General features: G+C 61.5%; 20 protein-coding genes, 2 tRNA genes and 1 pseudogene. 13 read left to right on the top strand and 10 right to left on the bottom strand.

Annotated elements, in window-relative coordinates; all coding sequences use genetic code 11:
* The first annotated feature begins 30 nt into the window (after positions 1-30).
* Positions 31-369, top strand: a complete 339-nt coding sequence (locus tag ACKXF7_RS15000) for a sporulation initiation factor Spo0A C-terminal domain-containing protein (RefSeq protein WP_423741745.1) — start codon at positions 31-33, stop codon at positions 367-369.
* A 407-nt stretch (positions 370-776) separates the two neighbouring features.
* Here ACKXF7_RS15000 and ACKXF7_RS14995 read toward each other — a convergent pair.
* Positions 777-861 (bottom strand) — tRNA-Tyr (locus ACKXF7_RS14995).
* Positions 862-1,211: 350 nt separating this feature from the next.
* Here ACKXF7_RS14995 and ACKXF7_RS14990 point away from each other — a divergent pair.
* From ACKXF7_RS14990 to ACKXF7_RS14970, 5 genes are all read left to right on the top strand, one after another.
* On the top strand, positions 1,212-2,276 hold the full coding sequence (locus ACKXF7_RS14990; protein ID WP_423741744.1) for a winged helix-turn-helix domain-containing protein: 1,065 nt from the start codon (positions 1,212-1,214) through the stop codon (positions 2,274-2,276).
* A gap of 69 nt (positions 2,277-2,345) precedes the next feature.
* Complete coding sequence (locus ACKXF7_RS14985; RefSeq protein ID WP_249238310.1) at positions 2,346-3,647, top strand: C4-dicarboxylate ABC transporter; 1,302 nt, start codon at positions 2,346-2,348, stop codon at positions 3,645-3,647.
* Positions 3,648-3,832: 185 nt separating this feature from the next.
* Positions 3,833-5,440, top strand: coding sequence for a hydantoinase/oxoprolinase family protein (locus ACKXF7_RS14980; RefSeq protein ID WP_423741743.1), 1,608 nt, complete (start codon positions 3,833-3,835; stop codon positions 5,438-5,440).
* A 561-nt stretch (positions 5,441-6,001) separates the two neighbouring features.
* Entirely contained in the window at positions 6,002-6,559 is a 558-nt protein-coding gene (locus tag ACKXF7_RS14975; protein WP_339396285.1) for a hypothetical protein, read from the top strand.
* The gene (locus ACKXF7_RS14970) at positions 6,546-7,904 is read left to right on the top strand and encodes an FAD-dependent oxidoreductase (protein ID WP_339396284.1); all 1,359 of its coding nucleotides are present in this window, start codon (positions 6,546-6,548) and stop codon (positions 7,902-7,904) included. The genes ACKXF7_RS14975 and ACKXF7_RS14970 overlap by 14 nt, the downstream gene beginning before the upstream one ends.
* Before the next feature lie 218 nt (positions 7,905-8,122).
* Here the strand turns inward: ACKXF7_RS14970 and ACKXF7_RS14965 are convergent.
* Positions 8,123-8,197: transfer RNA gene (locus ACKXF7_RS14965), tRNA-Thr, on the bottom strand.
* Positions 8,198-8,459: 262 nt separating this feature from the next.
* Between ACKXF7_RS14965 and ACKXF7_RS14960 the strand changes: the two genes are divergently transcribed.
* A complete protein-coding gene (locus ACKXF7_RS14960) occupies positions 8,460-9,371 on the top strand; it encodes a LysR family transcriptional regulator (RefSeq protein WP_339396268.1) in 912 nt (303 codons plus the stop codon).
* An 85-nt stretch (positions 9,372-9,456) separates the two neighbouring features.
* Here ACKXF7_RS14960 and ACKXF7_RS14955 read toward each other — a convergent pair whose 3' ends face one another.
* Positions 9,457-10,326 carry a patatin-like phospholipase family protein gene (locus tag ACKXF7_RS14955; protein WP_423741742.1) on the bottom strand — a complete coding sequence of 290 codons (870 nt, stop codon included), beginning with the start codon at positions 10,324-10,326 and terminating at the stop codon, positions 9,457-9,459.
* 225 nt (positions 10,327-10,551) lie between these two features.
* On the opposite strand from ACKXF7_RS14955, the gene ACKXF7_RS14950 reads away from it, so the two are divergent.
* On the top strand, positions 10,552-11,145 hold the full coding sequence (locus ACKXF7_RS14950; protein WP_249238316.1) for a xanthine phosphoribosyltransferase: 594 nt from the start codon (positions 10,552-10,554) through the stop codon (positions 11,143-11,145).
* A 119-nt stretch (positions 11,146-11,264) separates the two neighbouring features.
* Here the strand turns inward: ACKXF7_RS14950 and ACKXF7_RS14945 are convergent, their stop codons facing one another.
* A complete protein-coding gene (locus tag ACKXF7_RS14945) occupies positions 11,265-13,154 on the bottom strand; it encodes a peptidoglycan D,D-transpeptidase FtsI family protein (RefSeq protein WP_423741741.1) in 1,890 nt (629 codons plus the stop codon).
* A 174-nt stretch (positions 13,155-13,328) separates the two neighbouring features.
* Here ACKXF7_RS14945 and ACKXF7_RS14940 point away from each other — a divergent pair, with 174 nt between their 5' ends.
* The 5 genes from ACKXF7_RS14940 (at position 13,329) to ACKXF7_RS14920 (ending at position 17,715) form a co-directional block, all read left to right on the top strand.
* Complete coding sequence (locus ACKXF7_RS14940) at positions 13,329-14,411, top strand: FtsW/RodA/SpoVE family cell cycle protein (RefSeq protein ID WP_423742645.1); 1,083 nt, start codon at positions 13,329-13,331, stop codon at positions 14,409-14,411.
* 152 nt (positions 14,412-14,563) lie between these two features.
* Positions 14,564-15,868, top strand: a complete 1,305-nt coding sequence (locus ACKXF7_RS14935) for a UDP-N-acetylglucosamine 1-carboxyvinyltransferase (RefSeq protein WP_423741740.1) — start codon at positions 14,564-14,566, stop codon at positions 15,866-15,868.
* A 108-nt stretch (positions 15,869-15,976) separates the two neighbouring features.
* The gene (ftsZ, locus tag ACKXF7_RS14930) at positions 15,977-17,143 is read left to right on the top strand and encodes a cell division protein FtsZ (protein ID WP_249238320.1); all 1,167 of its coding nucleotides are present in this window, start codon (positions 15,977-15,979) and stop codon (positions 17,141-17,143) included.
* A 31-nt stretch (positions 17,144-17,174) separates the two neighbouring features.
* Entirely contained in the window at positions 17,175-17,426 is a 252-nt protein-coding gene (locus ACKXF7_RS14925) for a hypothetical protein (protein ID WP_423741739.1), read from the top strand.
* On the top strand, positions 17,380-17,715 hold the full coding sequence (locus ACKXF7_RS14920; RefSeq protein WP_423741738.1) for a hypothetical protein: 336 nt from the start codon (positions 17,380-17,382) through the stop codon (positions 17,713-17,715). The genes ACKXF7_RS14925 and ACKXF7_RS14920 overlap by 47 nt, the downstream gene beginning before the upstream one ends.
* 181 nt (positions 17,716-17,896) lie before the next feature.
* On the opposite strand, the gene ACKXF7_RS14915 is transcribed toward ACKXF7_RS14920, so the two are convergent.
* The 6 genes and pseudogenes from ACKXF7_RS14915 to ACKXF7_RS14890 form a co-directional block, all read right to left on the bottom strand.
* Positions 17,897-18,478 (bottom strand): hydrolase, encoded by a 582-nt coding sequence (locus tag ACKXF7_RS14915; RefSeq protein ID WP_249238322.1) that lies wholly within the window; start codon positions 18,476-18,478, stop codon positions 17,897-17,899.
* Between the two features lie 2 nt (positions 18,479-18,480).
* Complete coding sequence (locus ACKXF7_RS14910) at positions 18,481-18,702, bottom strand: YdbC family protein (protein ID WP_120079997.1); 222 nt, start codon at positions 18,700-18,702, stop codon at positions 18,481-18,483.
* Positions 18,703-18,795: 93 nt separating this feature from the next.
* Positions 18,796-19,245 carry a hypothetical protein gene (locus ACKXF7_RS14905; protein WP_423741737.1) on the bottom strand — a complete coding sequence of 150 codons (450 nt, stop codon included), beginning with the start codon at positions 19,243-19,245 and terminating at the stop codon, positions 18,796-18,798.
* Between the two features lie 333 nt (positions 19,246-19,578).
* The gene (locus tag ACKXF7_RS14900; protein ID WP_423742644.1) at positions 19,579-20,667 is read right to left on the bottom strand and encodes an SbcC/MukB-like Walker B domain-containing protein; all 1,089 of its coding nucleotides are present in this window, start codon (positions 20,665-20,667) and stop codon (positions 19,579-19,581) included.
* A gap of 1,139 nt (positions 20,668-21,806) precedes the next feature.
* Positions 21,807-22,382: pseudogene (locus ACKXF7_RS14895) on the bottom strand (AAA family ATPase); the annotation flags it as partial.
* On the bottom strand, positions 22,379-23,521 hold the full coding sequence (locus ACKXF7_RS14890; protein WP_423741736.1) for an exonuclease SbcCD subunit D: 1,143 nt from the start codon (positions 23,519-23,521) through the stop codon (positions 22,379-22,381). The gene ACKXF7_RS14890 and the pseudogene ACKXF7_RS14895, both read right to left, overlap by 4 nt.
* Positions 23,522-23,543: the final 22 nt, after the last annotated feature.

Below are 23,543 nucleotides of genomic sequence, written 5' to 3'. Positions count from 1 at the left end.
GTTGACGCATAAAGAAAGGATGTGTCAACTATGATCGTTTCAGATTTGTCCGCTCAAGTCAATGACCTGCTGCGCCCGATGGGCACCACACGCAATGTGAGCGCCTACAGCATCCTGCTCCGGTGTATCGAACTGATCTATGAGCAGGAGGACCGCCTGCAGGCTGTGGAGAAAGAGAGCTACACTCCGATTGCAGATCAGCGATGTTGTGACCCTAAGGCAATCCAGAGCGCGATCCGCAGGGCTACGAAAACCGCGTGGGACACAAACCCCGCCTATGTGCAGCAGCTGGCAGGCTACCCGCTGACCGGTGCGCCCAGCGCGGTGCAGTTTCTGGAGATGCTGTACAACGCGGTGGTGAGAGCATAAAAGCGACTCAAAAGCTCATCTTTTCAGTTGTTTTTTTGAACGGTTTTCTGAAGAAGTGGGTTTAAGAGTGGGTTTCAGCAAAAGAAAAGCACCAAGAAACCAACGTTTCTAGGTGCTATTTCTTGGTGGGCGCGGGTGGATGTCGCGAGCCGCGCAAAACAAAAAGGAACCCGGGTCGCGGCTCCCAGCGGCTGCGTCGTGCCTTGGGCGGCACGCGCATCCTGCTGGCCGCAGCCCAAACAGCTCCTCCCTGCTTCTGCCGCTGGCAGCGGTCGTCGCTGTTGCACTGGGCTGTTTTTGCGCCGTCTTCAGCGACGTCGCCGCAGCTGTTCGAATCCACCCTTGAGAGTGAAACTTGAGATACCGGATAAAGCAAAAAACCAGCGTATTTTCTACGCTGGTCTTTTTGGTGGGCGCGGGTGGATTCGAACCACCGAAGCTGAAAGCAGCAGATTTACAGTCTGTCCCCATTGGCCACTCGGGAACACGCCCATATTCAATTCGCAGTCTCACAGACTGCCTGTATATATTACCACTGGGGCAAGGGTTTGTCAATGTTTTTTGAGGAAATTTTCTTGCAGGGGACGGAAGTAAGTGAAAAGCCCCGGGATCAAGGTGTCCCGGAGCTTGTTGGAGCTGGTGACAGGAACGGAACACGTTCCAACATTTTTTTGAGAGAAAAATGCACAAAAAACATACCTTGAAAATGTTCAGGACGCTAAATTATTTCGGAATCCGAAAAAAGTATTGATGTATCCCAAACAGCGTGTTATTCTGTAGACAGTGCTTATTTCATAATCCGAAATAAGCGAAGACAATGGGGTCTGAAAGGAATCACCACTATGAAAAAATCCAGCCTGCGGACAGTAAAGGAGAAGAACCGCCGCCTGATTTTGCGGGCACTGCTCACCGAGGGCGGGCTCTCCCGGATCGAACTGGCAAAACAGACAGGGCTTTCTCCCAGCACCATCACGGCGCTGGTGGGAGAGCTGCTGGCAGAGGGCGTCGTGCAGGAGAGCGGCCTGCGTGCCGCAACGGCAGGGCGCAGCCGTGCCGGACTGACCATCTGTCCGGACTATGGCAGGGTCGTTGTGGTGGATATCGGCCGCAGCCATGCGGTTTTATATCTCTACGACATGGCTTTGCAGTGTGTGTTCCGCACGGTGCTGCCCGACCACGGCGGGGATGGAAACGAGCTGCTGACTTCGATCTCTGATGCAATCTTTCAGGGCTTTTCCATGGAGGAGCTCCACGCAGGCAAGATGAAGAGCATCGGGCTGCTGTTTCAGGACGACACCGAGATCAGCGAGTTCCGCGTGATGTACTCCACCGGTTATACCGCGGCGACCATTTCTCTGCGGGAGGCGCTGTTTACCCAGTTCAAAGTGCCGATCGTGGAGGAATACAGCCGGGTCTATACCGTGAGCCGTGCACTGGCAGAGGCTGGCAAGTCGGTAGGTTCCAACTATGCACACATCGACCTTGGCGACCGGGCCGTGGTGCAGATCGTGCAGAAGGAACAGCCGGTGGCACTGCGCAGCGAGGGACAGGCAGACATCACAGGTCTGCTGCTGCCCGAAGGCGGCTCTCTGCTGGAGCTGGCGCAGAACTTTGAAGCTGAACCGCCCGCTCAGCAGGCGGCAGCGCTGAAAAGTGAGCAGAGCCCGGTGAGCTGCTTTACGGTGCGGCTGAGCAATGTGGCACGGCTGCTCTGCTCGCTGTTCGTGATCGAGAAGCTGTATCTCTCCGGCCCGGCGGCTGCAAGCCCGGCGTTCATGCGCGGGGTGGTGCAGAAGCTGAAAAGCCCGGAGATGCGTCCGGTGGTGCTGAACCCGGATCCTGTCCATACGCCTGCCTTTATGGCAACGGATCTGCGTCAGAGTCTGCTGTGCAGCACGGACGCCTGAAAATGAAACTTGCCGTGGTTTACGGTGAGAATAAAGGGGGCTTGCCCCCGCAAAAAAAGGAGCAGAACTATGTTACAAGGCATTCTGATCGTTGTGGCATTCCTGGTCGTCGCGGCATTGATGATGACCAAGAAGATCCCTACTCTGCTGGCGCTTCCTTTGATGGCTGTCGTCATCTGCATCATCGCCGGTGTGCCGATGTTCGGCAAAAACGCGGACGGCGCAGAGATCGGCTGGCTGACCACTGTGTTTGAAGCCGGCACCGTCCGTATGGGCAGCGCCATCATGGCAACCATCTTTGGTGCATGGCTGGGTCAGCTGATGAACAAGACCGGCGTCACCGAGAACATCATCAAAAAGAGCGCTGAGCTGGGCGGCGACCGTCCGCTGGTAGTCACCCTGATCATGGTTGTGGCCACCGCTGTCCTGTTCACCACCCTGAGCGGTCTGGGCTCCATCATCATGGTAGGCTCCATCGTGCTGCCCATCCTCATCTCTGTTGGTGTGCCCGCTGCAAGCGCAGCCTGCATCTTCCTGATGGCATTCACCACCGGCCTTGCCTGCAACATTGCAAACTGGAAGAGCTTTGCAAGCATCTTCTCGCTGGACATCGCCGACATTCAGGGCTTTGAGATCTACCTGATGGCAGCGACTGCCATCGCCACCCTCATCATGGTCATCGTGGAGTTCAAGCGCAACGGCATCAAGTTCGCATTCTCCGCTCCCGTGGACAACACAAAGCCCACAAAGCAGCTCACCGGTGTGCGCGGCGGTCTGGCCATGATCACCCCGCTGATCCCCATCGTGCTGGTCGCCTTCCTGAAAGTGCCTGTCACGCCTGCATTCACCGTTGGCATCATCTGGTGCCTGCTTTTCACCTCGCAGAGCTTCAGCAAGGCCATGAACCAGATGACCAAGACCTGCTACGACGGCATCACCGATGCAGGCCCCGCCGTCATCCTGATGGTCGGCATCGGCATCCTGTTCCTGGCTGTCACCAACGCAAGCGTCAAGGAAGTTCTGAACCCGCTGCTGCTGGCCATCGTTCCCACCAGCCGCGTGCCCTACATTATCTTCTTCGCCATTCTGGCACCTCTGGCGCTGTACCGCGGCCCCATGAACATGTTTGGCCTCGGCTCCGGCATCGCAGCACTGATCATTGGTCTGGGCACCCTGAACCCGCTGGCTGTCATGGCTGCCTTCCTGGCGGCTGAGCGCATCCAGTGCGGCGGCGACCCCACCAACACCCAGAACGTCTGGACCGCAAACTTCTGCGAAGTGGACGTGAACACCTGCACCAAGAAGATGCTGCCGTATCTGTGGGCAGTGTCCATCGTCGGCGTCATTCTGGGCGCGATGCTCTACTTCTGAGTTGTTTTCTCCCCCACAAGCCGTCTGCAGCGGGCTGTACGCAGCCCGCTGCATGGGCGGTCCGAGTATCCCGCGCGTTTGTCGTTCCATCTTCGCGAGATGCTGGGACCGCCCATTCTTATATCCGGATCTGCCCGGGCTCGAAAAGCAGCAAAGAAAAAGGAAAAACAGGAGGTTTTTGCTTTATGAAAGTCCGTATCGGAATTGATGTCGGTGGTACCTTCACCGACGCCGTTGCCATTGATAACGAGACCTTTGAGGTCGTTGGAAGCGTAAAGGTCCCCACCACCCATACCGCTGCCGAGGGCGTTGCTGCCGGCATCGTACAGGTGCTGCACAAGGTCATGGAGCAGTGCGAGATCCGGCCGGAGGATGTCATCTTCATCGCCCACGGCACCACGCAGGCCACCAACGCCCTGCTGGAGGGCGATGTGGCCCCCGTCGGCATCATCACGCTGGGCAGCGGCCTGCAGGGCGCAAAGAGCAAGAGCGATACCACCATGGGGGACATCGAGCTGTCTGAGGGCAAGTACCTGCGGAGCTACAACGAATATGTGGACACCAATGCACCGGATCTGGACGGCAGCATCCGCGCGGCTATCCAGAAGCTGCAGGAGCAGGGGGCACAGACCTTTGTTGCCGCTGAGGCCTTCAGCGTGGACGACCCGAAGAACGAGAACCGGGTGGTCGAGATCTGCGGTGAAATGGGCCTGCCTGCCACAGCGACCAACAAGATCTCCAAGCTGTACGGTCTGAAGGTCCGCACCCGCACCGCCGTGATCAACGCCAGCATCATGCCCAAGATGCTGGATGCCGCCACCATGACTGACCAGAGCATCAAAAATGCGGACATCAAGAGCCCGCTGATGGTCATGCGCTGCGACGGCGGCGTGATGACCGTGGACGAGGTGCGCAGCCGCCCCATCCTGACCATCCTCTCCGGCCCTGCCGCAGGCGTTGCCGGTGCTTTGATGTACGAAAAGCTGACCGATGGCCTGTTCTTTGAGGTGGGCGGTACCTCTACCGACATCTCCTGTGTCAAGGACGGCAAGGTGATGATCAAGTACGCCGAGGTGGGCGGCCACAAGACCTACCTGAACAGTCTGGACGTGCGCACCGTCGGCATCGGCGGCGGCAGCATGGTGGAGGTGAAGGACGGCAAGGCCTGCGATACCGGCCCCCGCAGCGCCCACATCGCCGGTCTGGACTATGAGGTATTCACCGATGCCGACAAGATCCAGAACCCCCGTCTGGTGCCCGTGAGCCCCATGCCCGGCGACCCGGAGTACGCCAGCATCGAGTGCGACAACGGCGTCAGGGTCTGCCTTACCATGTCCGGCGCTGCCAACATTGCGGGCTACGTCAAGCCCGGCGATTATGCCTATGGCAACGTGGAAGCCGCCCGCAAGGCGTGGAAGCCGCTGGCAGACAACATGGGCTGCACCGTGGAAGAAGCTGCCCGCAAGGTGCTGGGCTTTGCCGCCGCCAAAAACAGCAGGGTAGCTGCCCAGCTGATGAAGGACTACCACATGATCCCCAGCACACCGTGTTCGTGGGCGGCGGCGGTGGCGCTGCCAGCGTGGTGCCGCACCTGGCCGAGACCATGCATCACAAGAGCCGTCTGGCAAAGAACGGCCCGGTCATTTCCACCATCGGCGTGGCATTGGCCATGGTGCGTGATATGGTGGAGCGCAGCGTTTCCAACCCCACCGACAATGACATCATCAGTGTGCGCCGGGAGGCCGAGCAGAAGGCCATCCGGAACGGAGCCGCGCCCGGTTCTGTGGAAGTGACCGTGGAGGTGGATACCCAGCGCAACGTGATCCGCGCCATCGCCGTGGGTGCTACCGAGCTGCGCAGCAAGAACCGCAGCGCCGAAAAACTGACCGAGGACAAGCTGCTGGAACTGGCGGCAGAGAACCTGAGCATGGACCCCAAGGCCCTGCATATCGCAGCCAGAAGCGAGAACATGTGCGCAGTGACGGCGGATAAGGTGGAGAAAAAGCTGTTCGGCCTGATGAAAAAGACCTCTCATCCGCTGCGCCTGATCGACGAAGAGGGGGTCATCCGCCTGCAGAAGGCCAACGCCACGGTGCGTCAGGCCGATATCAGCAGCTGGCGTGATGCGGTCGCCTATATGCTGGAAGAGCTGACCGTCTACAACGACGGCGGCACCAACTACCCCAATGTGTACATCGTGCTGGGCAAGCGCATCATCGACCTGTCCGGCATGTCCAGCGAGGAGCAGATCTACAGCCTTGCCAATGTGGAGCTGAACGGCTACGATGCCAAAACTCCGGTCATTGTGGCTGCGACCCTGCGCATCGATTCCTGACCGACCAAAGGAGGCTGCCATGTCGTCTTATGCACTGCCTTTTCCCGGCCGTGATCTGGCGGAAAAAGAGCTTTCCTACGACCCGTGCTGCCCCCGCATCCCGGAGGCAGACCGCGCCCGCATCGTGGATGCCGCATGGGAAAAAGGCTGCGCCGCGGCAAGGGATGTCTTTGCGCAAAGCGGCGGCAGTGCGGATTTTTTTGCCATCTGCAAGGCAAACGGACTGACGGTGGTGGAGCGGGACATCGACTTTGTTTCCGGTAACCAGCGCTATTTCAGCGACTATGTGGCGGGCAAAAATTGCGTCACCCTCTATCTCAGATCGGTGGACCTGTGGGCGCAGCAGAACAAAATGACCCGCATGGAAGCGGAGAACCTGATTCTCAGCCATGAATATTATCACTTTCTGGAGTGGAACAAGCTGGGCCTGACCAGCCGGGACTATCAGGTGCCCATGATCAGCATCGGCCCGCTCCGTCTGGGCAAGACCGGCATCCGTGCCCTTTCCGAGATCGGCGCACACGGCTTTGCCCATACCTATCATCAATTGTTGGAGGCGCAACATGGAAAGCATTGAATATCTGGGCAGGCAGCTGCCCCTTCTGGGTCACTATGATACTGTTGTGGTGGGCGGCGGTGCTGCCGGTGCCGCAGCCGGCATCCGCTGCGCCATCGACGGGCAGAAGGTCCTGCTGGTGGAAAAGGGGGCGTTTCTGGGCGGCACGGCTTCCCGTGCGCTGGTGTGCCCCATGATGCCCACCTATGTGGAACATCTGGAGGTGCTGCACAGGGTAGAGGAGACCCTGAACAGGCACGGTGTCACCACCCGTGACGGCATTACCACAATGATCTGGTTTGCACCGGATCAGCTCAGCGATGCTTTTGAGGAATTGTATGTCAGCAACGGCGGCAGGCTGCTGTATGACGCCACACTGGTGGATGCTGTGTGCGAGGACAAGCACATCCGGTACATCGTGGTGATGACCGTGAACGGTCTGCAGGCCATTGCAGCCGGAAACTTTGTGGATGCTACCGGTGATGCTGTGCTCACCCGCATGGCTGGCGTGCCCACCAGCTCCGGCGATGAGAACGGGGACAATCAGGTCAGCAGTCTGCGCTTTATCATGGGCGGCATCGATGTGGAAAAATACCGCGAATATGTGCTGTCTCTGCACGACGAATTCTCTCCCCTCAAGACCGGCTATTTCTTCGAGTCTGCCATGGTGGCAGGACGCAGCTTCAAGCTGGAGCCCATCTTCCGCGAGGGCGTAGCCGAGGGCCTGCTCACCGAGGAGGACCTGCGCTATTACCAGTGCTTCAGCCTGCCCAACAAGCCCGGCTGCATGGCCTTCAACTGCCCGCATCTCCCCAGCCTGAAGCAGAACACCGATGCACTGGCCCGCTCTGCCGCCATTGCAGAGGGACACGAGAAGATCGGCCGTCTGGTGCGTTTTCTGCAGGCAAAGATGCCGGGCTTTGCGCACAGCTATCTGCTGCAGACAGCGGACATGCTGGGCGTGCGCGAGAGCTGGCGGCTCAAGGGCAACTACCTGCTGACCGAGGAGGACTACACCCGGCAGGCGCGCTTCCCGGATGGTCTGGTCAAGGGGGACTGGTACATTGATGTGCACTCCAACAAAAAGGGACTGTTCCACCAGAACACCTACCAGCACGGCGATTACTACGAGATCCCTTACCGCAGCATGGTCACAGACGAAGCCGAGAACCTGATCGTGGCGGGCCGCTGCATTTCCACCACCTTCCTGATGCAGGCCAGCGTCCGCATCCTGCCCACGGTCATTGACATGGGCGATGTGGCGGGCAGTGCCTGCACGCTGGCGCACGCCACCGGTCAGCCACTGTGCAGACTGGATGGCAGCAAGCTGCGCCGGTTTGAACCGACCTCATTGCCGCAAAAGTGAAAGCGCCGGGTATGCCCGTCTTTGCCGAAGGGCTGAAAGTGCGTGCCGCGCAGCGGCACAATGACATAAAAAATCCCACTAGATGACGATCTTCGCCGTTTCTGGTGGGATTTTCTTGTGGGGAGCTGTCGCACTTTCCGGGCGTTTCACAACGCATAGAAAAGCAAAAATCCCACGATACACGCCGCCGCTTTAACGGTATATCGCAGGATTTTTCTTGGAGCTGGTGACAGGAGTTGAACCTGCAACCCACTGATTACAAATCAGTTGCGCTGCCATTGCGCCACACCAGCCTATTCAGGACGGCAGAAGATCGCCGTCCTGAAATAGGATAGCAGAAATCGTGCAGATTGTCAATATCCATGCGGGAAACTTTGTCACGGCAGATCCTGTCGGCCCGAAAACGCTGCGGTTCAAAACGGACTTGAGGGGCTTTTGGATTTCCCTCTTGCAAATTTTGATTTTGGTGTTATGATACGAGGAGATACAGGATGTGTAAAATGAATCCTGCACATAGAAACAATATCTTTTTTGCATGAAAGAGGAGGGCGCTCCATGTACGTGGACTGGGAATATTATAAGATCTTCTACTATGTGGCAAAGTATCAGAACTTTACCAAGGCCGCGCGGGTGCTGGGCAGCAATCAGCCCAACATCACCCACGCCATGAACCGGCTGGAAAGCCAGCTGAATTGTGTGTTGTTCATCCGCTCCAACCGCGGCGTTACCCTGACGCCGGAAGGAGAGCTGCTCTATTCCCGCATTGCATCGGCGGCGGTGCAGATCCAGGATGCGGAGGAAGAGCTGAGCGCCAGCGCTACGCTGGAACACGGAGCCATCAGCATCAGTGCTACCGAGACGGCTCTGAATATCTATCTTTCGGAGAAGCTGCGCGCCTTCCACACCGAGTACCCCGGCATCCGGCTGCGCATTTCCAACCACTCCACGCCGCAGGCCGTGCAGGCTGTGAAAAACGGCGAGGTGGATTTTGCCGTTGTATCCACCCCGGCAGAGGTGGACGGCAGCTTGAAAATGGTGGAACTGAAAGCATTCTACGAGGTGCTGGTGGGCGGCAGGACATTTACGGCCCTTGCCAGCCAGAACCTGAGTTTGAAGGAGCTGAAAAATTATCCGCTGATCTCGCTCAGCGATACAAGCATGACCCGCAGCTTCTACAGACAGTTCTTTCTGGAGCATGGCGCGGTGCTGAAGCCGGACACCGAGGCCGCCACCACCGACCAGATGCTGACATTGGTCAAAAGCGAACTGGGCATTGCGTTTGTGCCGGAACCCATGGCAAAAGAACTGCTGGAACGCGGGGAGCTGGTGCAGCTCCATCTGCAGGAGATCATCCCGGAGCGCAGCATCTGTCTGGTGTATGACCGCCACCGCCCGCTGAACACGGCGGCACGCAAGTTCCAGCAGATGCTCACAAAGTCTGCCATCGGCAGGCCGGTATCCCAGTAATGCAGCATGCGGCAAAAGCTGTCCGTGCAAAAAAACAGGGTGGTGCCCTGCACAAGTGCAGAGACATCACCCTGAAAGGCGGCTGTTATTCCTCGGCAGCGGCCTTGGATTCATTTACGAATGCGGCGATCTTGTCCACCTGGATCTCGGCCACGGCACGGCCGGTGTCGTAAACACGGCGCAGCTGGGCTGCATCGCGCTCCATGGAGCCGATCTCCAGTGGGATGGGCGGGCGGATGACGAAGGCTTTACCCGTCTGTTCCAGCATGGAAACATGGGCAAGGGTCTCGTTGTAGCGCTCGTGGCGGTCGGCCACGGCATCCACGAAGGCCGGATAGCGCAGGTAACGCGCCCGGATGACGGGCAGCATCTTGTTTTTCTTCTTCACAAAGCCCTTGGGCTGGGTCAGCACGATCAGGTTGCGCTTGTAGCCGATGGACTCAAAGAACCGCACCGGGATGGAATCTGCAATGCCGCCGTCCAGCAGCTGGTAGTGGCCGATCTTCACAATCTTTGAGGCCAGCGGCATGGAGGCCGATGCCTGCATCCACTGGATGTCCTCGGCGTCGCCGGTGCGGCACTTGTGATAGATGGGGTCGCCGGTGCGAACATCGGTGCACACCACAAAAAAGTCCATGGGGTTCTCCCGGAAAGCCTTGGAGTCAAAGATGTCCAGCTTTTCCGGTACGGTGTGGTAGCAGAACTGCTCGCTGTACAGATTGCCGGTGCGCAGCAGGTTGCCAAAGCTGGCGTAGCGCTTGTCGGTGCAGTATTCCGTGTTGTAGCGGATGGTGCGCCCGATCTGGTGCGACTTATAGTTGCAGCCGAACACTGCACCGGCAGAAACGCCGATGGCACCGTCCAGCACGATGCCGTGCTCCATCAACACATCCAGAACGCCGGCGGTGAACATTCCGCGCATGGCGCCGCCTTCCAGCACAAGTCCAGTTTTCATACAGCTCTCCCTCTCCGCAGTACCGGCACACAGCTGCCGGACAACCCTTTATACTAATTCTAGTATACTCAATTCTGCAAAAAGTACAAGGGCCGAAAGGGCTGAACTTTGGCAAGAAAAGCTCTTGCCAAAGCAGGATGCATCCGGTATACTATATGAAATAAAAAACATGTGTGCCGGAGAGTGCACGGAGATGGAAAATAGACTTGGAGGAACTGGTTCGCTATGAAGATGCTGGAAGAACGTATCCGCAAGGACGGTATTGTACGCGAGGGCAACGTGCTCAAGGTAGACAGCTTTATCAACCACCAGATGGATATTCCGCTGTTCCGTGAAATGGCAAAGGAGTGGAAGCGCCTGTTTGCCGGCAAGACCATCAACAAGGTGCTCACCATCGAGGCCAGCGGCATCGGCATTGCAGCCGTGGTGGCAAGCGAGTTCAATGTGCCGGTGGTGTTCGCCAAAAAGTCTATGAGCATCAATCTGGACTACGATAACTACGAGACCAAGATCCAGTCCTTCACCCACAAAAAGATCTACAACGTCATTGTCTCCAAAAAGTTCCTCACGGCAGAGGATCATGTGCTGATCATTGACGACTTCCTTGCCAACGGCTGCGCTCTGATGGGCCTGCTGGATCTGGCCAAGGAAGCCGGCGCCACCGTGGAAGGCATCGGCATCGCCGTGGAAAAGGGCTTCCAGCAGGGCGGCGAGCTGATCCGCAGCAAGGGCATCCAGCTGGAAAGCCTTGCCATCGTGGACTCCATGAACAGCGAGACCGGCGAGATCGTCTTCCGCGACCAGCCGCACCAGAATTAAAGAGCAAACATTTAAAAAGCCGTTGCACAGAAGATGTGCGGCGGCTTTTTTCTGTATTGCAAAATAAAAATAATTCCGCTAAAAATGCCCAGAGCGCAGCGGCGAGCGTTCAAAACCGTTTACGCCCCGTCAAAGCTGTCACCGTCTGCGGGCAGGTCTGCGGCGGTCTGGGCGGGACCGGCATCCGCTTCCGGCTCGGCGGCGCGGGGGATACCTTTGTACACCAGCGTCTGTTCCAGCACCTCGGCGCACACGGGGGCCGAAAGACTGCCGCCGGCAGTGGTCCAGCTGTGGGGCTCATCCAGACAGACCAGACACAGAAACTGCGGGTCATCGACGGGGGCCACAGCCACAAAGCTGGCAATGCGGGCTTTTTCATCGGCGCTGTCCAGCTTCTGGCTGGTGCCGCTCTTACCGCCCACCCGATAGCCCCGGATCTGGGCATAGCGCCCACCGCCGTTCAGCACCACGGCCTCCATCATGCCGCGCATGATCCGGGAGGTCTCCGGCCGGATGACCTGCCGCCGGCACACCGGGTCGATGTGCTGCAATACGCTGCCATCCGGGTTCAGGATGTCGCTGACGAGATAGGGCTGCATGAGCTTTCCGCCGTTCACCACGGCGCACACGGCTGCGGCCATTTCCATGTAGGAGATCTTGCTGCTCTGGCCAAAGGCACAGGACGCCAGTTCCACCGGGCCCATGCGGTCGGCGGTGTAGTACAGGCTCTTTTTCGGCTCGGCGGGCAGGTCGATGCCGGTGGGCTCCCGCAGGCCAAAAGCGGCAAAATAATCGCAGAAGGCCTCTTTGCCCAGCCTGGCCCCGATCTGGATAAAGCTCTGGTTGCAGGAGTTTTCCAGCGCCTGCGTCACGGTCTGGCTGCCGTGGCGCTTGTGATTGGCACAGTGGAACCGGGTGCCTGCCACCGAGATGGAGTCCCCGCAGTAAAAGGTGGAATGGGGGCTCACAGCCCCGGCATCCAGCGCGGCGGCGCAGGTGATGAGTTTGAACACGCTGCCCGGCTCGTACAGGTCGCTGACGGCTTTGTTGCGCCACTGGGTCTGCTGGGCCAGCTGCAGTGCCGCCGTGCGCTCTTTGCCGGAGAGCGCGTCCACCCTCTGCCGGGCGGCGGCGTCGTAAATGACGCGGGGCTGGTTGGGGTCGTAGGCAGGGGTGGTGGACATGGCCAGCACCGCCCCGGTGTTCACGTCCATCACGATGCCCACAGCCCGTGCCGCCACATGGTGCTCCCTGACAGCATAGGTCAGGGCGTTTTCGAGGTAGTGCTGGATGCTGGCATCGATGGTCAGCCGCAGGCCGCTGCCTTCCAGCGGTACACGCTCGGTCTCGTAGCTCTGTTCCAGCGTATAGCCCCATGCGTTCACGGCGGTGAGCACCACACCGTTCTGCCCGGTGAGCACCTCGTTATACTTGAGCTCCAGCCCGCTCACACCGGCGTTGTCTACGTTGGTAAAGCCCAGCACGCTTGCCAGAAACTCCCCCTGCGGATACCAGCGTTTGGAGTCCTGATTGATGCGGATGCCGGTGATGCCGTTTGCTTCGCAGAAGTCCCGCACCCGGTCGGCGGTGTCCCGCTCCACACGGTAGCGCAGCAGGCAGTCGTTGGAGCGGCGGTCGCTGAACTTTTCCAATAATGAGGCTCTGTCCAGCTCCAGGATCTCCGCAAGGCCGTCTGCGGCAAGGCTGAGCTTTTCTTCCGGCATTTCACGCGGGGAGGCCCGCAGGGTCCAGCAGCTGCTGTTGGCGGCCAGCAGCGCGCCGTCCGCACTGTAGATGCGGCCCCGGTCGGCGGGCACCACGGTGTCCCGCAATTGCTGGCCCAGCGCACGGCTGGTGTACCAGCTGCCCGTAAATAATTGCAGATATGCCAGCCGTGCGGCCAACCCTGCAAAGCAGACGCAGCACAACAGGGCGGCCACCAGCCGTGCCCGGGCACGGAATGCCCGTTCCGGCAGGGTGCGCAGGGGCCGTGGCTCCGGTTTTGGCATGGCGGGCACCTCTCTTTCAAATGGAATGTATGCGCCGGTGCGCCGGGCCTATGACTAACCGGCACCGCCGCCGCGTACAATAAGGGAACGGAGGTGATGCAGATGCCGAAAGCCGCAGCCCACGGGGTGCACACCCACGCAGGGCGGGGCCTGCCGCTGCGCCGTCTGCCGGCCATGGACCTGCCCTTTCTGGTGCTGGTGCTCACGCTGGTGGGGTTCGGTCTTGTGATGCTGGGCAGTGCCAGCAGTGCCGTGGCGCTGTACCGGAGGAACGATGCCTTTGCCTACCTGCGGCCCCAGCTGCTGTATGCGGCGCTGGGCATCGGGGCCATGTGGGCGGCCAGCCGGGTGGATTACCACATCTATCATAAGCTGGCATGGCCGCTGCTGGGGCTTTCCATGGTGCTGCTGACAGCGGTGCTCTTTATGCCGGAGTACAACGGCTGCAAACGCTGGCTGGTGCTGCCGGGCCTTGGAACGCTGCAGCCCAGCGAGATCGCCAAGTTTGCGGTGGTGCTGGTGTTTGCGCATATCATTTCCCTCAACCACGACCGCATGGGCAGCTTTGCGGTAGGGGTGCTGCCCTTTGCGCTGGTGCTGGGGGTGGTGGCGGTGCTCATGCTGCTGGAACCGCACCTCTCCGGCACGGTGCTGATCCTGTGCATTGGTGCGGTGCTGATGTTCGTGGGCGGCACCGGGCTGCGGTGGTTCGTGCTGGCGGGGGTGGGCGGCGCAGCGGCCATCGGTGCGGCCATTGCCATCATGCCGGACCTTGTACCCTATGCAGCCAACCGCCTGAGCTCATGGCTGGACCCCTTTGCCGACCCGCTGGGGGACGGCCACCAGACCATCCAGAGCCTGTATGCCATCGGCAGCGGAGGCGCGGCGGGGCTGGGCCTAGGCAGCAGCCGCCAGAAGCACCTGTTCGTCCCCGAGCCCCAGAACGACTTTATCTTTTCCATCCTGTGCGAGGAGCTGGGCTTTGTGGGGGCCTGCGGGGTGATCCTGCTGTTTGCGCTGCTGCTGTGGCGGGGCGTCACGCTGGCGGCCCACGCGCCGGACCGGTTCGGGGCGCTGCTGGTGGTGGGCTTTGTGGTGCAGGTGGCCCTGCAGGCGGTGCTGAACATGGCCGTTGTCACCAACACCATCCCCAATACCGGCATCAGCCTGCCGTTTTTCTCCTCCGGCGGCACCAGCCTGATGATGCTGCTGGGCGAAATGGGCATCGTGCTGTCGGTGTCCCGCGGAGAGATGTAAAACCGGACGTTCCGCGCCTTAAAGCGGTATGTTCCGGCCCCGGAACGCTACAAATGACCCGACAAATAAAACACGGGCCGCAGAACAAATAGAAACAAACTGCCCTCGTTCCGCATAGCATGAGGTATCTTTTGCGGAACGGGGGTTTTTGCATGGGCGGAGATCTGATCATTACAGGCGGTGTGCCGCTGAACGGTACGGTGCGCATCCCTGCAGCCAAGAACAGTGTCCTGCCGCTGCTGGCGGCGTCCCTTCTGTGCAGCGGCACGGTGCGGCTGCTGGCGGTGCCGCAGCTTGCGGATGTGGACACCAGCCTTGTCCTTTTGCGGGGCGCAGGGTGCACGGCCCGCTGGCAGGGCAGTGACATCACGGTGCAAGGCATGCCGTCGGTCTGCCGTCTGGAGCCAGAGGCCGCAGCACAGATGCGGGCATCCATCCTGTTCTGCGCACCGCTGCTGGCACGGCTTGGCCGGGTGGAGACCGTTCTGCCCGGCGGGTGCCGCATTGGCGCAAGGCCCATCGACCTGCATCTTTCCGGCCTTGCGCAGATGGGAGCGCACTGCCGCGAGGAGGGGACACGGCTGATCCTGACCGCCCCGGCGGGGCTGCACGGTGCGGACATCACGCTGGGGTTCCCCAGTGTGGGGGCCACCGAAACGCTGCTGCTGGCGGCCGTCTGCGCGCAGGGCGAAACCGTGCTGCGCGGTGCGGCGCGGGAGCCGGAGATCGTCGATCTGGCGGCATTCCTGAACCGCTGCGGCGGCTGCGTGCAGGGGGCAGGCACCGGCACGGTCCGGGTGCAGGGGCGGCGGGTGCTGTACGGCTGCAGCTTTGCGCCCATGGCAGACCGCATCGTGGCCTCCACCCTTGCCTGTGCCTGTGCGGCGGCAGGCGGCAGGGTGGAGCTGACCGGCTGCGCGCCTGCAGTTTATGCGCCGCTGCTTGAAATTCTGGCACAAATGGGGTGCGGCATAGAAACCGGGCCCGAAAGTGCGGTCATTGTCCGGTCCGGTGCACTGCACGGGGCAGGCAGGGTGTTCACCGGGGTGTATCCGGCACTGGCCACCGATGCGGCTCCGCTGCTGGCAGCGGCGATGCTGTGCGCCGACAGCGTGAGCAGCATCGAGGATGTGGTGTTTGAGCGGCGGTTTGCCTGCGCAGATGGGTTTGCGGCCTTTGGAGCGGACGTGCGGGTGCAGCAGCGCACACTGCACATCCGGCCGGTGCGGCAGCTGCAGGGCGCGGAGGCGGCGGCCCCGGACCTGCGCGGCGGGGCTGCGCTGGTGATCGCGGCGCTGGCGGCAAGAGGCCGCAGCCGCATTGCAGACACCGGCCATATCGACCGCGGATATGCCTGTTTTGTGCAGATGCTGACGGAACTTGGTGCCCAAATTGAGCGGGAAATGCCGTGCGGGAGCACCTGCGAGAAAAAAACACCTTCAAAAAAGCAAATTTGACTTGCATTCAGGGCAAAAAGATGATACGATACAGTTATATAAATGTAAACGGGATACTTTCTGTGCGTTCCGCGCACTTCTAGATAAAATCCGATGGAGGACAAAGTTATGGCACTCATGCTCGATGAAGAAATGGACGAAAACGTTACGACGATCAAGGTGATCGGTGTTGGCGGCGGCGGCGGCAACGCAGTCAACCGCATGGTCAGCGATGGTCTGCAGGGCGTTGAATTTATCGCGATGAATACGGACCAGCAGGCTCTGGCCAAGAACCACGCTGCCACCAAGGTGCAGCTGGGTTCCAAGCTGACCAAGGGCCGCGGCGCAGGCGCAGACCCGGAGATCGGCCAGCGCGCTGCCGAGGAGAGCAAGGACGAGATCGCAAATGCACTCAAGGGCTCTCAGATGGTCTTTATCACTGCCGGTATGGGCGGCGGCACCGGCACCGGTGCGGCTCCCGTTGTGGCCGAGGTCGCCCATGATCTGGGCATCCTGACCGTGGGCATCGTCACCAAGCCCTTCTCCTTTGAGGGCAAGCGCAAGATGGGTCTGGCAGAGCAGGGCATTGCAAACCTGCTCATGCATGTGGACAGCCTGATCGTCATCCCCAATGAGCGACTGAAGATGATCAGTCAGGAAAAGATCACCCTGATGAATGCCTTCCAGGCAGCAGACAACGTGCTGCGTCAGGGCGTTGAGTCCATCTCTGCTCTGATCAATGTGCCCGCCTTCATCAATCTGGACTTCGCCGACGTGCGCTCCATCATGAAGGATGCCGGTTACGCACACATGGGTGTGGGCAGCGCAAAGGGCGCAGGCAAGGCCGAGAACGCCGCCAAGGCTGCCATTTCCTCTCCGCTGCTGGAGACCAGCATTGCCGGTGCACACGGCGTGATCATCAACATCACTTCCAGCCCGGACATCGGTCTGGAGGATGTGGAGACCGCAGCAGGCCTCATTACCCAGAGCGCACATCCGGATGCAAACATCATCTGGGGTACTGCGTTCGACGAGAACCTCTCGGACGAGATGCGCGTGACCGTTGTTGCCACCGGTTTTGACAACAAGAGCGCAAACGATCTGCGCAGCAGCATCAGCAATGCCATGGGCGGCGCACAGTCCACTCCGTCTGCAGTGTTCAGCAGCGAGGCGGCAGCGCAGGAGCCTTCTGCCGCAGCACCGGCTGCTTCCGCTGCTGCAAAGCCGGTGGAAGAGGACAACAGCGACAATGGCTATTACGATCAGCTGATGGCCATGCTGAACAAGCGCAGATAAAAACAGGGAAATAAGCATACAGGCGTAACGGATGGATCGGAGGGACACCATGGCGCAGGGCAGGCAGCAGAACAATGGTTCGCGGCAGCGCTGTGCCCAGTCTGCCGCGGCAAAGGCTTCGGCAGAGCCGCCCAAAGCGGTGTGTGCCCAGCTGGAACAGCTGAACCGCAAGCTGGCAGCTGCCAGTGCGGAGGAATCCCCGCTACCAGACCCGTCTGTTTGCCTGCGAGCGGCAGATGGCGGCACTGCGGCAGGAAAATGCCCAGCTGGAAGCGGCCTGTGAACAGGCGCGGCAGGAGGCTGAGTGTGCGGGCGCTCATGCAGAGCAGCTGCGTCAGGAGCTGGCCCGCCATGCGGAAGCTGTGCGGCCTGTGCCGGTTGCGGCACATACGCCACCGCAGCCGGAACCATCGGCTGCCCAGAGCCCGCGACCAGAGCCGGAGGCTGAACAGCCCCCGCAGCCCGAGCCGGAAGCTCCGCAGCCGGCTCAGCCGGACTGGAAGCCCCAGACCAGATTGGAGCACCTCTCGGTGGAGCTGATGAACTGGTTCGACGATATGATGGGCGCATGATGCGTTGGCTGGGATGCTCCGCTTCTGCGGGACAGGAACCGAAATAAAAAAGGGACTGCTGCACCGGATGGGGCGGCAGTCCTTTTTTGCGCTCATCCGTCCCGCAGGCGATCCGATTTAAAAAGCCCGGACAGGCACAGCAGAGAAAACTGCGGCCTGTCCGGGCTTATTCTTTGCGGTTTCAGCGCACCGCGCTGGTGCGATGCTCCATCAGATAGGTGGCTTCCAGATCGGCGATGTGCAGCTTGACGGCAAGGGGATACTTGTCGTAGGCTTCCGAGATGGCAAAGCAGCCGCCCCGGGCCGCATCGTCAAAGCCGCCCATGTGCCAGCGGATGGCAACAGCCTCCTCGACCCGCAGCTTCATGAACCGCTCAATGAGGAATACGCTCTTTTCGCCGTGGCCGTAGGGGAACAGATCCTCCACGCTGTAGCTGGGCACCTTTTCCCACTGGCCGGTCGCTTCGTTTTTCACGTTGCGGGTGCCGGGCTTGTAGTAATTGGCCTTGCACAGATCGTGCAGCAGTGCACAGATGGCAAAGCTCTCCTCGTTGTCGCCCTCGGCAAAAAAGGTGTCGTGCAGCGCGTGATAGACGTTCAGGCTGTGCATGCACAGCCCACCCTCACAGGCACCGTGGAACCGGGTGGAGGCCGGTGCCGTGAAGAAATCCGTCTTGTGGTCCAGCCAGTCCAGCAGCTTTTCGCTGCCGGGGCGGGTGACGTGCTGCTTCCAGATCTGCAAAAACTCTTCGCGGTCGCCCATGCTCACAGCTCCAGCTCGTCCAGCAGGCCCTTGAGGATGGCCATTTCGTCATGGCTCAGGGAAATGCCCTTGCCCATGCGGGTGCCGTCCGGGGACCAGTCGCGGATGTCGTATTTGGGCTCGCCGTCGTTCCAGCTGATGAGGTTCAGCTGACGCTCCCAGCCGCGGGGACGCTCCGAGAGCACTGCAATGCGCTGAACTACTTCGTATTTGATCTCTGCCATGATGCAAAACCTGCCTTTATCTTTGTTTGCTACCATAATAAGGGAAGCGGACGAAGATTTCAACAGGTAGAGCGAAAATAATTTGAAAAATTTTTAGCCATAGGGGGATTCTTCCCGCCAGTCCACAAGTTCCAGCACGGCGGCGGTGTCCTCGTCCGGGGCCGGATGGCGGGAGTGGGTGTGCTGGCCGGTGCTGAACAGCCCGGGGGCATAGTGAGCCATCACGCTGGTCTGCACGTCTCCGGCTAAAAAATCTTTGGCGTTTTTCTGGCGGCAGGCCACAGGAGTGCCGTCGGTCATGGGCACACCCTGCGGGGTGCTGCCGGTGTCCGGGTGGGGCGTCTGGCCCGGCGTTTCAACGTGCGGCGGCACCTGTGTGCCGGGGGCAGTGGAATCGCCGGGCGGCAGGATGACGGGGGCCTCCGGTGGTTCAGGTTCTTTGCCCAGCGGCGGGCTGCAGCGGGAGCAGCTGTTTTCCGGTGCGGAAGAAGCACCGGGCTGTTCGTCCATCTCGTGGCGGATGAAGGGCGTGAGAGAGTTCATTGAAAAATCACCTCCGCCCATAGGATGCCCCGGAAAGATGTAACTTATAAAGGGGGCTCGGTACCGGACACTCCGTCCCGCTGTCAGGGCGGTGAACCGGTAGCTTTCTCTTCGGACACGAGTTCGGGTTGTGGCACCCAGCATCTGCTTCGCTGTCGCTCGCATCTTGCTGGCCACGGCCCCAACAACAGTTCCCTGCTTCCGCCAATGGCGGCAGTCACTGTTGTTGTAGGCCATTCCATCGCCCGCCCTATTGCCCTGCGGGCAACAGGGTCCCACCCCAGCGGACGGTCCTCAGAGAAACTCCCGGCCCGCCGCCCCGGTTAGCAGCCATTACACGATCAGTTCTACGGTAGAGCCGCCGGTGCGGGCTTTGCGCACCACCACCTGCCGGTCGATGCGGTCCTTCAGGGCGCTCACATGGGAGATGATGCCCACCAGCCGGTCGCCCTCGGTCAGCCCCGCCAGCACCCGCATGGCCTGTTCCAGCGATTCCTCGTCCAGACTGCCGAAGCCCTCGTCCAAAAAGAGGGTGTCCAGCCGGATGCCGCCTGCGGCACTCTGCACCTCGTCCGAAAGGCCCAGCGCCAGCGCCAGCGAAGCCTTGAAGCTCTCGCCGCCGGAAAGGGTCTTGACATTGCGGCGGGTGCCGTTGTAGTGGTCGATGACGCCGAGATCAGTCCGGACTGGCTGCGCTGGTTTTCTGCCCCGATGCGCTCCAGCTCGTACTGCCCGGCGGTCATCTGCATCAGGCGGGTGTTGGCGTGGCGCAGGATGCGGTCCAGATAGTTCATCTGGATATAGGCTTCCAGCCGGATCTTCTGCTTGCTGGTCAGGGTGCCGCCTGCTGTGGCGGCAAGGGCGCTCACCCACTGCCAGCGCTGTTCCAGCTGGGTGCGGGCGGCAGTGGCTGCGCGGTATTTTTCTGCCGCAGTGCAGTTGGGCAGCAGCTGTGCTGCCAGCTGCTGTGCCTGCTCGCGCAGAGCGCTCCGGGCAGTGGTGAGCCGGGTCTGCAGGGCCTGTAACTCTTCCAGTGGCTGTGCGGGCACGGCCTGTGCTGCGGCGGTCTGCTGCGCCTGCAGGGCATCCACGGCGGCCTGCGCGGCGGCCTGCGCCTGCTCCGCCCGCTTGAGGGCAGCCTGTGCCTGCTCCATGCCGGTGCGCAGAACGGTGCGGTGGGCTTCCAGTGCATCCAGCGCAGCCTGTGCTTCGGCTCGCTGGGGGTAGGGCAGGGCAGAACGCTGCCCGGCGATCTGCTGTTCCAGTGCGTCGGCCTGTGCGGCCTGCGCGGCGGCAGAGCGGTCTGCCTCGGATGCCGCCTGTTCCAGTGCCGGGCGCTGGCGGGTCCTCGTCTGCCGGTCGGCCTCCAATGCGGTGCGGCGGGTGCAGTCGGCTGCGGCCCGGCGCAGGGCGGCGGTGCATTCGGCCTGTGCCGCGTGCAGTGCGGCGGTCTCCTCGGCAAGCACGGCGCTCATTCCCTTGAAGGTCAGCTGCACCGGGCCGTCGGGCGCGGTGAACCGTTCGGGCAGAAGGTCCTCGGCATCCCGGCGCAGAGAGCGGCGGGCTTCCTCTGCGGCAGCGTTGGCGCTCTGCGCGGCGGCGCTGGCATTCTGGGCAAGGGCATCTGCAGTCTCGGCTTCCTGCTTGGCGGCGTCCACCTGTGCCTGCGTGGGGGCGGTGCGGGGCAGCTGGGCCTTGGCCGGGTGGTGGGTGCTGCCGCATACCGGGCAGGGAGCACCCTCAGTCAGGCTCTGGGCCAACAGCCCGGCCTGTGCGTCCAGAAATGCCCGGTCCAGAGCATCCCGGCGGGTGTGCGCCTGCGCCTTGGCTTCGGCGGCGGTGCGGTAGGCTTCCTGTGCCCGGTGGGCCTTCTGGGCCAGCTGCTGGCAGGCGGTAAGCCGCTGGGTCAGGGTGGAAAGCGCCGTGCCGCGCTGGGCCAGCTCCTTTTCCTGCGTTTCCAGCGCCAGCCTGCGGGTGGAAGCGTCGGCCAGAGCGTCCAGCTCCTGTTCATCGGCAGCAAGCTTTGCAGCCAGTTCTTCCAGCTGGGCGCGCTTTTGTGCGGCCTGCGCCCGGGCCAGCTGTGCGGCGTCCCGGGCAGCGCCTTGCTGGCGGCAGAGCCGTTCCAGCTCGTCATAGGCGGCAAGGGCGGCTTTGGCCTGTGTGGCCTGCCCAGCCAGCAGGTCCAGCTGTGCGGCATCGCCTGCATGACGGGCGCTCTCGGCCCGGGCGGCTTCCAGTACGGGCTGCGCGGCGGCAAGGGCAGCCTGCTTTGCAGCCAGCTGCTCTGCCAGCTGCCGGGCCTGCTGTGCCGCACCCAGCTGCTGCTGTACGGCGTCCAGCTGCGCTTCGGTGTCCTTCAGGGCGGCAGCTGTGCTTTCCTGTGCGGCCCGCTGACGGGCCAGCAGCGCGTCCAGCAGGGCAAGCGCGGCATCCGGCTCGGTCTGGGCGCTCAGCGCGGCAAGAGCCGCGGCGTCCGGATCATCGGGGGCGTACTGGATGCCGGAGAGCAGGCTGTCCAACTTTGCATTCTGGGCGGTGCGCTGCTGGCTGAGGGCAGCGCTTTCGGCCTGCAAGCGCTCCTGCAGGCGGGCGTAGCGCTGGGTGCGGAACAGCTTACGGAAGATGCGGCTGCGCTCTTCGGTGGAGGCGTTGAGCAGCCGGGTGAACTGTCCCTGTGCGATCATGGCGATCTGGCAGAACTGGCTGTAATCCAGCCCGATGATCTCCATGACGGCGGCGGTCACGTCCTTGGCTTTGGTCACCGGCGGGCGGGTGTCGGGAAAGGTGAGGACGGCATCCGCCTTCTCGGTGGTAAAGCCCTCGCCGCGCACCTTGGGACGGGTGTATTCCGGGTTGCGGCGCACGGTATAGCGCTGGCCGTTCACCTCAAATTCCAGCTCCACAAAGGTGGGTGTTCTGGGGTCGGCATACTTGCAGCGCAGCATGGCACCCTCGCGCACACCGCCGCTGGAATGGTCGTACAGGGCGTATGTAATGGCATCGAACAGGGTGGTCTTGCCTGCGCCGGTGTCGCCGGTGACAAGGTACAGACCGCCTTTTCCCAGTTTTTCCAGTTCCAGCACGGTCTCGCCCGCATAGGGGCCAAAGGCCGAAAGGGTCAGTCTGAGCGGTCTCATGCGTCCTCGCCCTCCTTCCAGATCTCCTCAATGAGCTGCTGGCAGAATGCCGCCTGCTCAGCGGTCAGGGGCTGGTTGTTCTGCAGCTGGTAGAACGCCGAGAAGTGCTCCAGCGGGGTGATGCTCTCGGCGCGCTCCGGTGCGGTGATCTGCTGATCTTCCCGGGTGCGGAGGTTATCGTAGTCCAGCCGCATCAGGTTGGGGTAGATTACCCGCAGGCGGGCCAGCGCGTCCGGCACATCCTGCTCGTCGGTCAGGGTGATGTGCAGGTAGTCGTCCACGGCGGTGCCTGCGTAGCGGCGGCGGTCGATCAGCTCCATGTAGCTGCCGCGCACCTCCCGCAGATCGTGCTTCGGGGTGAGCGGCGCGGTGGTGATGGACACTTCGCCCTTGGGGCCAAGCTCCACAAAGCAGGCGCTTTTGTGCTGCCGGGCCTCCGAAAAGGAATACTTGAGCGGGGTGCCGCAGTAGCGCACGGTGTCGCGGCCCACCCTCTGGGGGCTGTGCAGATGGCCGAGGGCCACATAGTCAAAGGCATCGAACAGGCTGGCGTCCACGCTGTCTACGCCGCCCACCGATACCTCCTCGCTCTCGCAGCAGGCGGCACCGGCCACGAACTGATGGGCCACCAGCACGCTGCGGTGCTCCGGGTCCGGCGGGCAGTGGCGCAGCACGCAGGCAAGGGCATCGTTGTAGCTCTCCACGGGCTCGTCCGGCCAGACATGCCGCACCATGGCGGGCTTGAGAAAGGGCAGAAGGTACACATCCAGCGTGCCGTACTCGTCGGTGAGGGGGATGGGCACCGGCGCACCGGAAAACACCGGGCTGACGTACACCCGGCTGTTTTGCAGCAGGGCCGCGCCGAAAGCAATGCGGTCGGCGGAGTCGTGGTTGCCGCTGATGGCGAACACCGGCAGCTGCCGCTCAGCCAGCTGGGTGAGGAACCAGTCCAGCAGGCGCACGGCCTCGGCAGGGGGAACGGGCTTATCGTAGAGGTCGCCCGCCAGCAGCACACCGTCCACGGGCGTGCTGTCCAGCAGGGAGAGGATCTGTTCCAGAATGTACCGCTGGTCGTCCAGCATGGAGAACTCGCACACCCGCTTGCCCAGATGCAGGTCGGAAAGATGCAGAAAACGCAAACGGAAACACCGCCTTTTCAGA

Source organism: Faecalibacterium sp. 7 (genome assembly GCF_049562865.1).
Lineage (GTDB): Bacteria > Bacillota > Clostridia > Oscillospirales > Ruminococcaceae > Faecalibacterium > Faecalibacterium wellingii.
Note: the sequence above shows the minus strand (reverse complement) of the source record. Positions and strands in the feature narration are given on the sequence as shown.

What these genes read in the sequence shown, in the direction of transcription:
- ACKXF7_RS14945 (WP_423741741.1), bottom strand. Translation starts at nt 13,154, where the DNA reads ATGCCAAAACCGGAGCCACGGCCCCTGCGCACCCTGCCGGAACGGGCA.
- ACKXF7_RS14960 (WP_339396268.1), top strand. Translation starts at nt 8,460, where the DNA reads ATGTACGTGGACTGGGAATATTATAAGATCTTCTACTATGTGGCAAAG.
- ACKXF7_RS14950 (WP_249238316.1), top strand. Translation starts at nt 10,552, where the DNA reads ATGAAGATGCTGGAAGAACGTATCCGCAAGGACGGTATTGTACGCGAG.
- ACKXF7_RS14900 (WP_423742644.1), bottom strand. Translation starts at nt 20,667, where the DNA reads ATGCACCGCCGCCCTGCGCCGGGCCGCAGCCGACTGCACCCGCCGCAC.
- ACKXF7_RS14975 (WP_339396285.1), top strand. Translation starts at nt 6,002, where the DNA reads ATGTCGTCTTATGCACTGCCTTTTCCCGGCCGTGATCTGGCGGAAAAA.
- ftsZ (WP_249238320.1), top strand. Translation starts at nt 15,977, where the DNA reads ATGGCACTCATGCTCGATGAAGAAATGGACGAAAACGTTACGACGATC.
- ACKXF7_RS14910 (WP_120079997.1), bottom strand. Translation starts at nt 18,702, where the DNA reads ATGGCAGAGATCAAATACGAAGTAGTTCAGCGCATTGCAGTGCTCTCG.
- ACKXF7_RS14980 (WP_423741743.1), top strand. Translation starts at nt 3,833, where the DNA reads ATGAAAGTCCGTATCGGAATTGATGTCGGTGGTACCTTCACCGACGCC.
- ACKXF7_RS15000 (WP_423741745.1), top strand. Translation starts at nt 31, where the DNA reads ATGATCGTTTCAGATTTGTCCGCTCAAGTCAATGACCTGCTGCGCCCG.
- ACKXF7_RS14925 (WP_423741739.1), top strand. Translation starts at nt 17,175, where the DNA reads ATGGATCGGAGGGACACCATGGCGCAGGGCAGGCAGCAGAACAATGGT.
- ACKXF7_RS14990 (WP_423741744.1), top strand. Translation starts at nt 1,212, where the DNA reads ATGAAAAAATCCAGCCTGCGGACAGTAAAGGAGAAGAACCGCCGCCTG.
- ACKXF7_RS14970 (WP_339396284.1), top strand. Translation starts at nt 6,546, where the DNA reads ATGGAAAGCATTGAATATCTGGGCAGGCAGCTGCCCCTTCTGGGTCAC.
- ACKXF7_RS14905 (WP_423741737.1), bottom strand. Translation starts at nt 19,245, where the DNA reads ATGAACTCTCTCACGCCCTTCATCCGCCACGAGATGGACGAACAGCCC.
- ACKXF7_RS14955 (WP_423741742.1), bottom strand. Translation starts at nt 10,326, where the DNA reads ATGAAAACTGGACTTGTGCTGGAAGGCGGCGCCATGCGCGGAATGTTC.
- ACKXF7_RS14940 (WP_423742645.1), top strand. Translation starts at nt 13,329, where the DNA reads ATGGACCTGCCCTTTCTGGTGCTGGTGCTCACGCTGGTGGGGTTCGGT.
- ACKXF7_RS14935 (WP_423741740.1), top strand. Translation starts at nt 14,564, where the DNA reads ATGGGCGGAGATCTGATCATTACAGGCGGTGTGCCGCTGAACGGTACG.
- ACKXF7_RS14985 (WP_249238310.1), top strand. Translation starts at nt 2,346, where the DNA reads ATGTTACAAGGCATTCTGATCGTTGTGGCATTCCTGGTCGTCGCGGCA.
- ACKXF7_RS14915 (WP_249238322.1), bottom strand. Translation starts at nt 18,478, where the DNA reads ATGGGCGACCGCGAAGAGTTTTTGCAGATCTGGAAGCAGCACGTCACC.
- ACKXF7_RS14920 (WP_423741738.1), top strand. Translation starts at nt 17,380, where the DNA reads ATGGCGGCACTGCGGCAGGAAAATGCCCAGCTGGAAGCGGCCTGTGAA.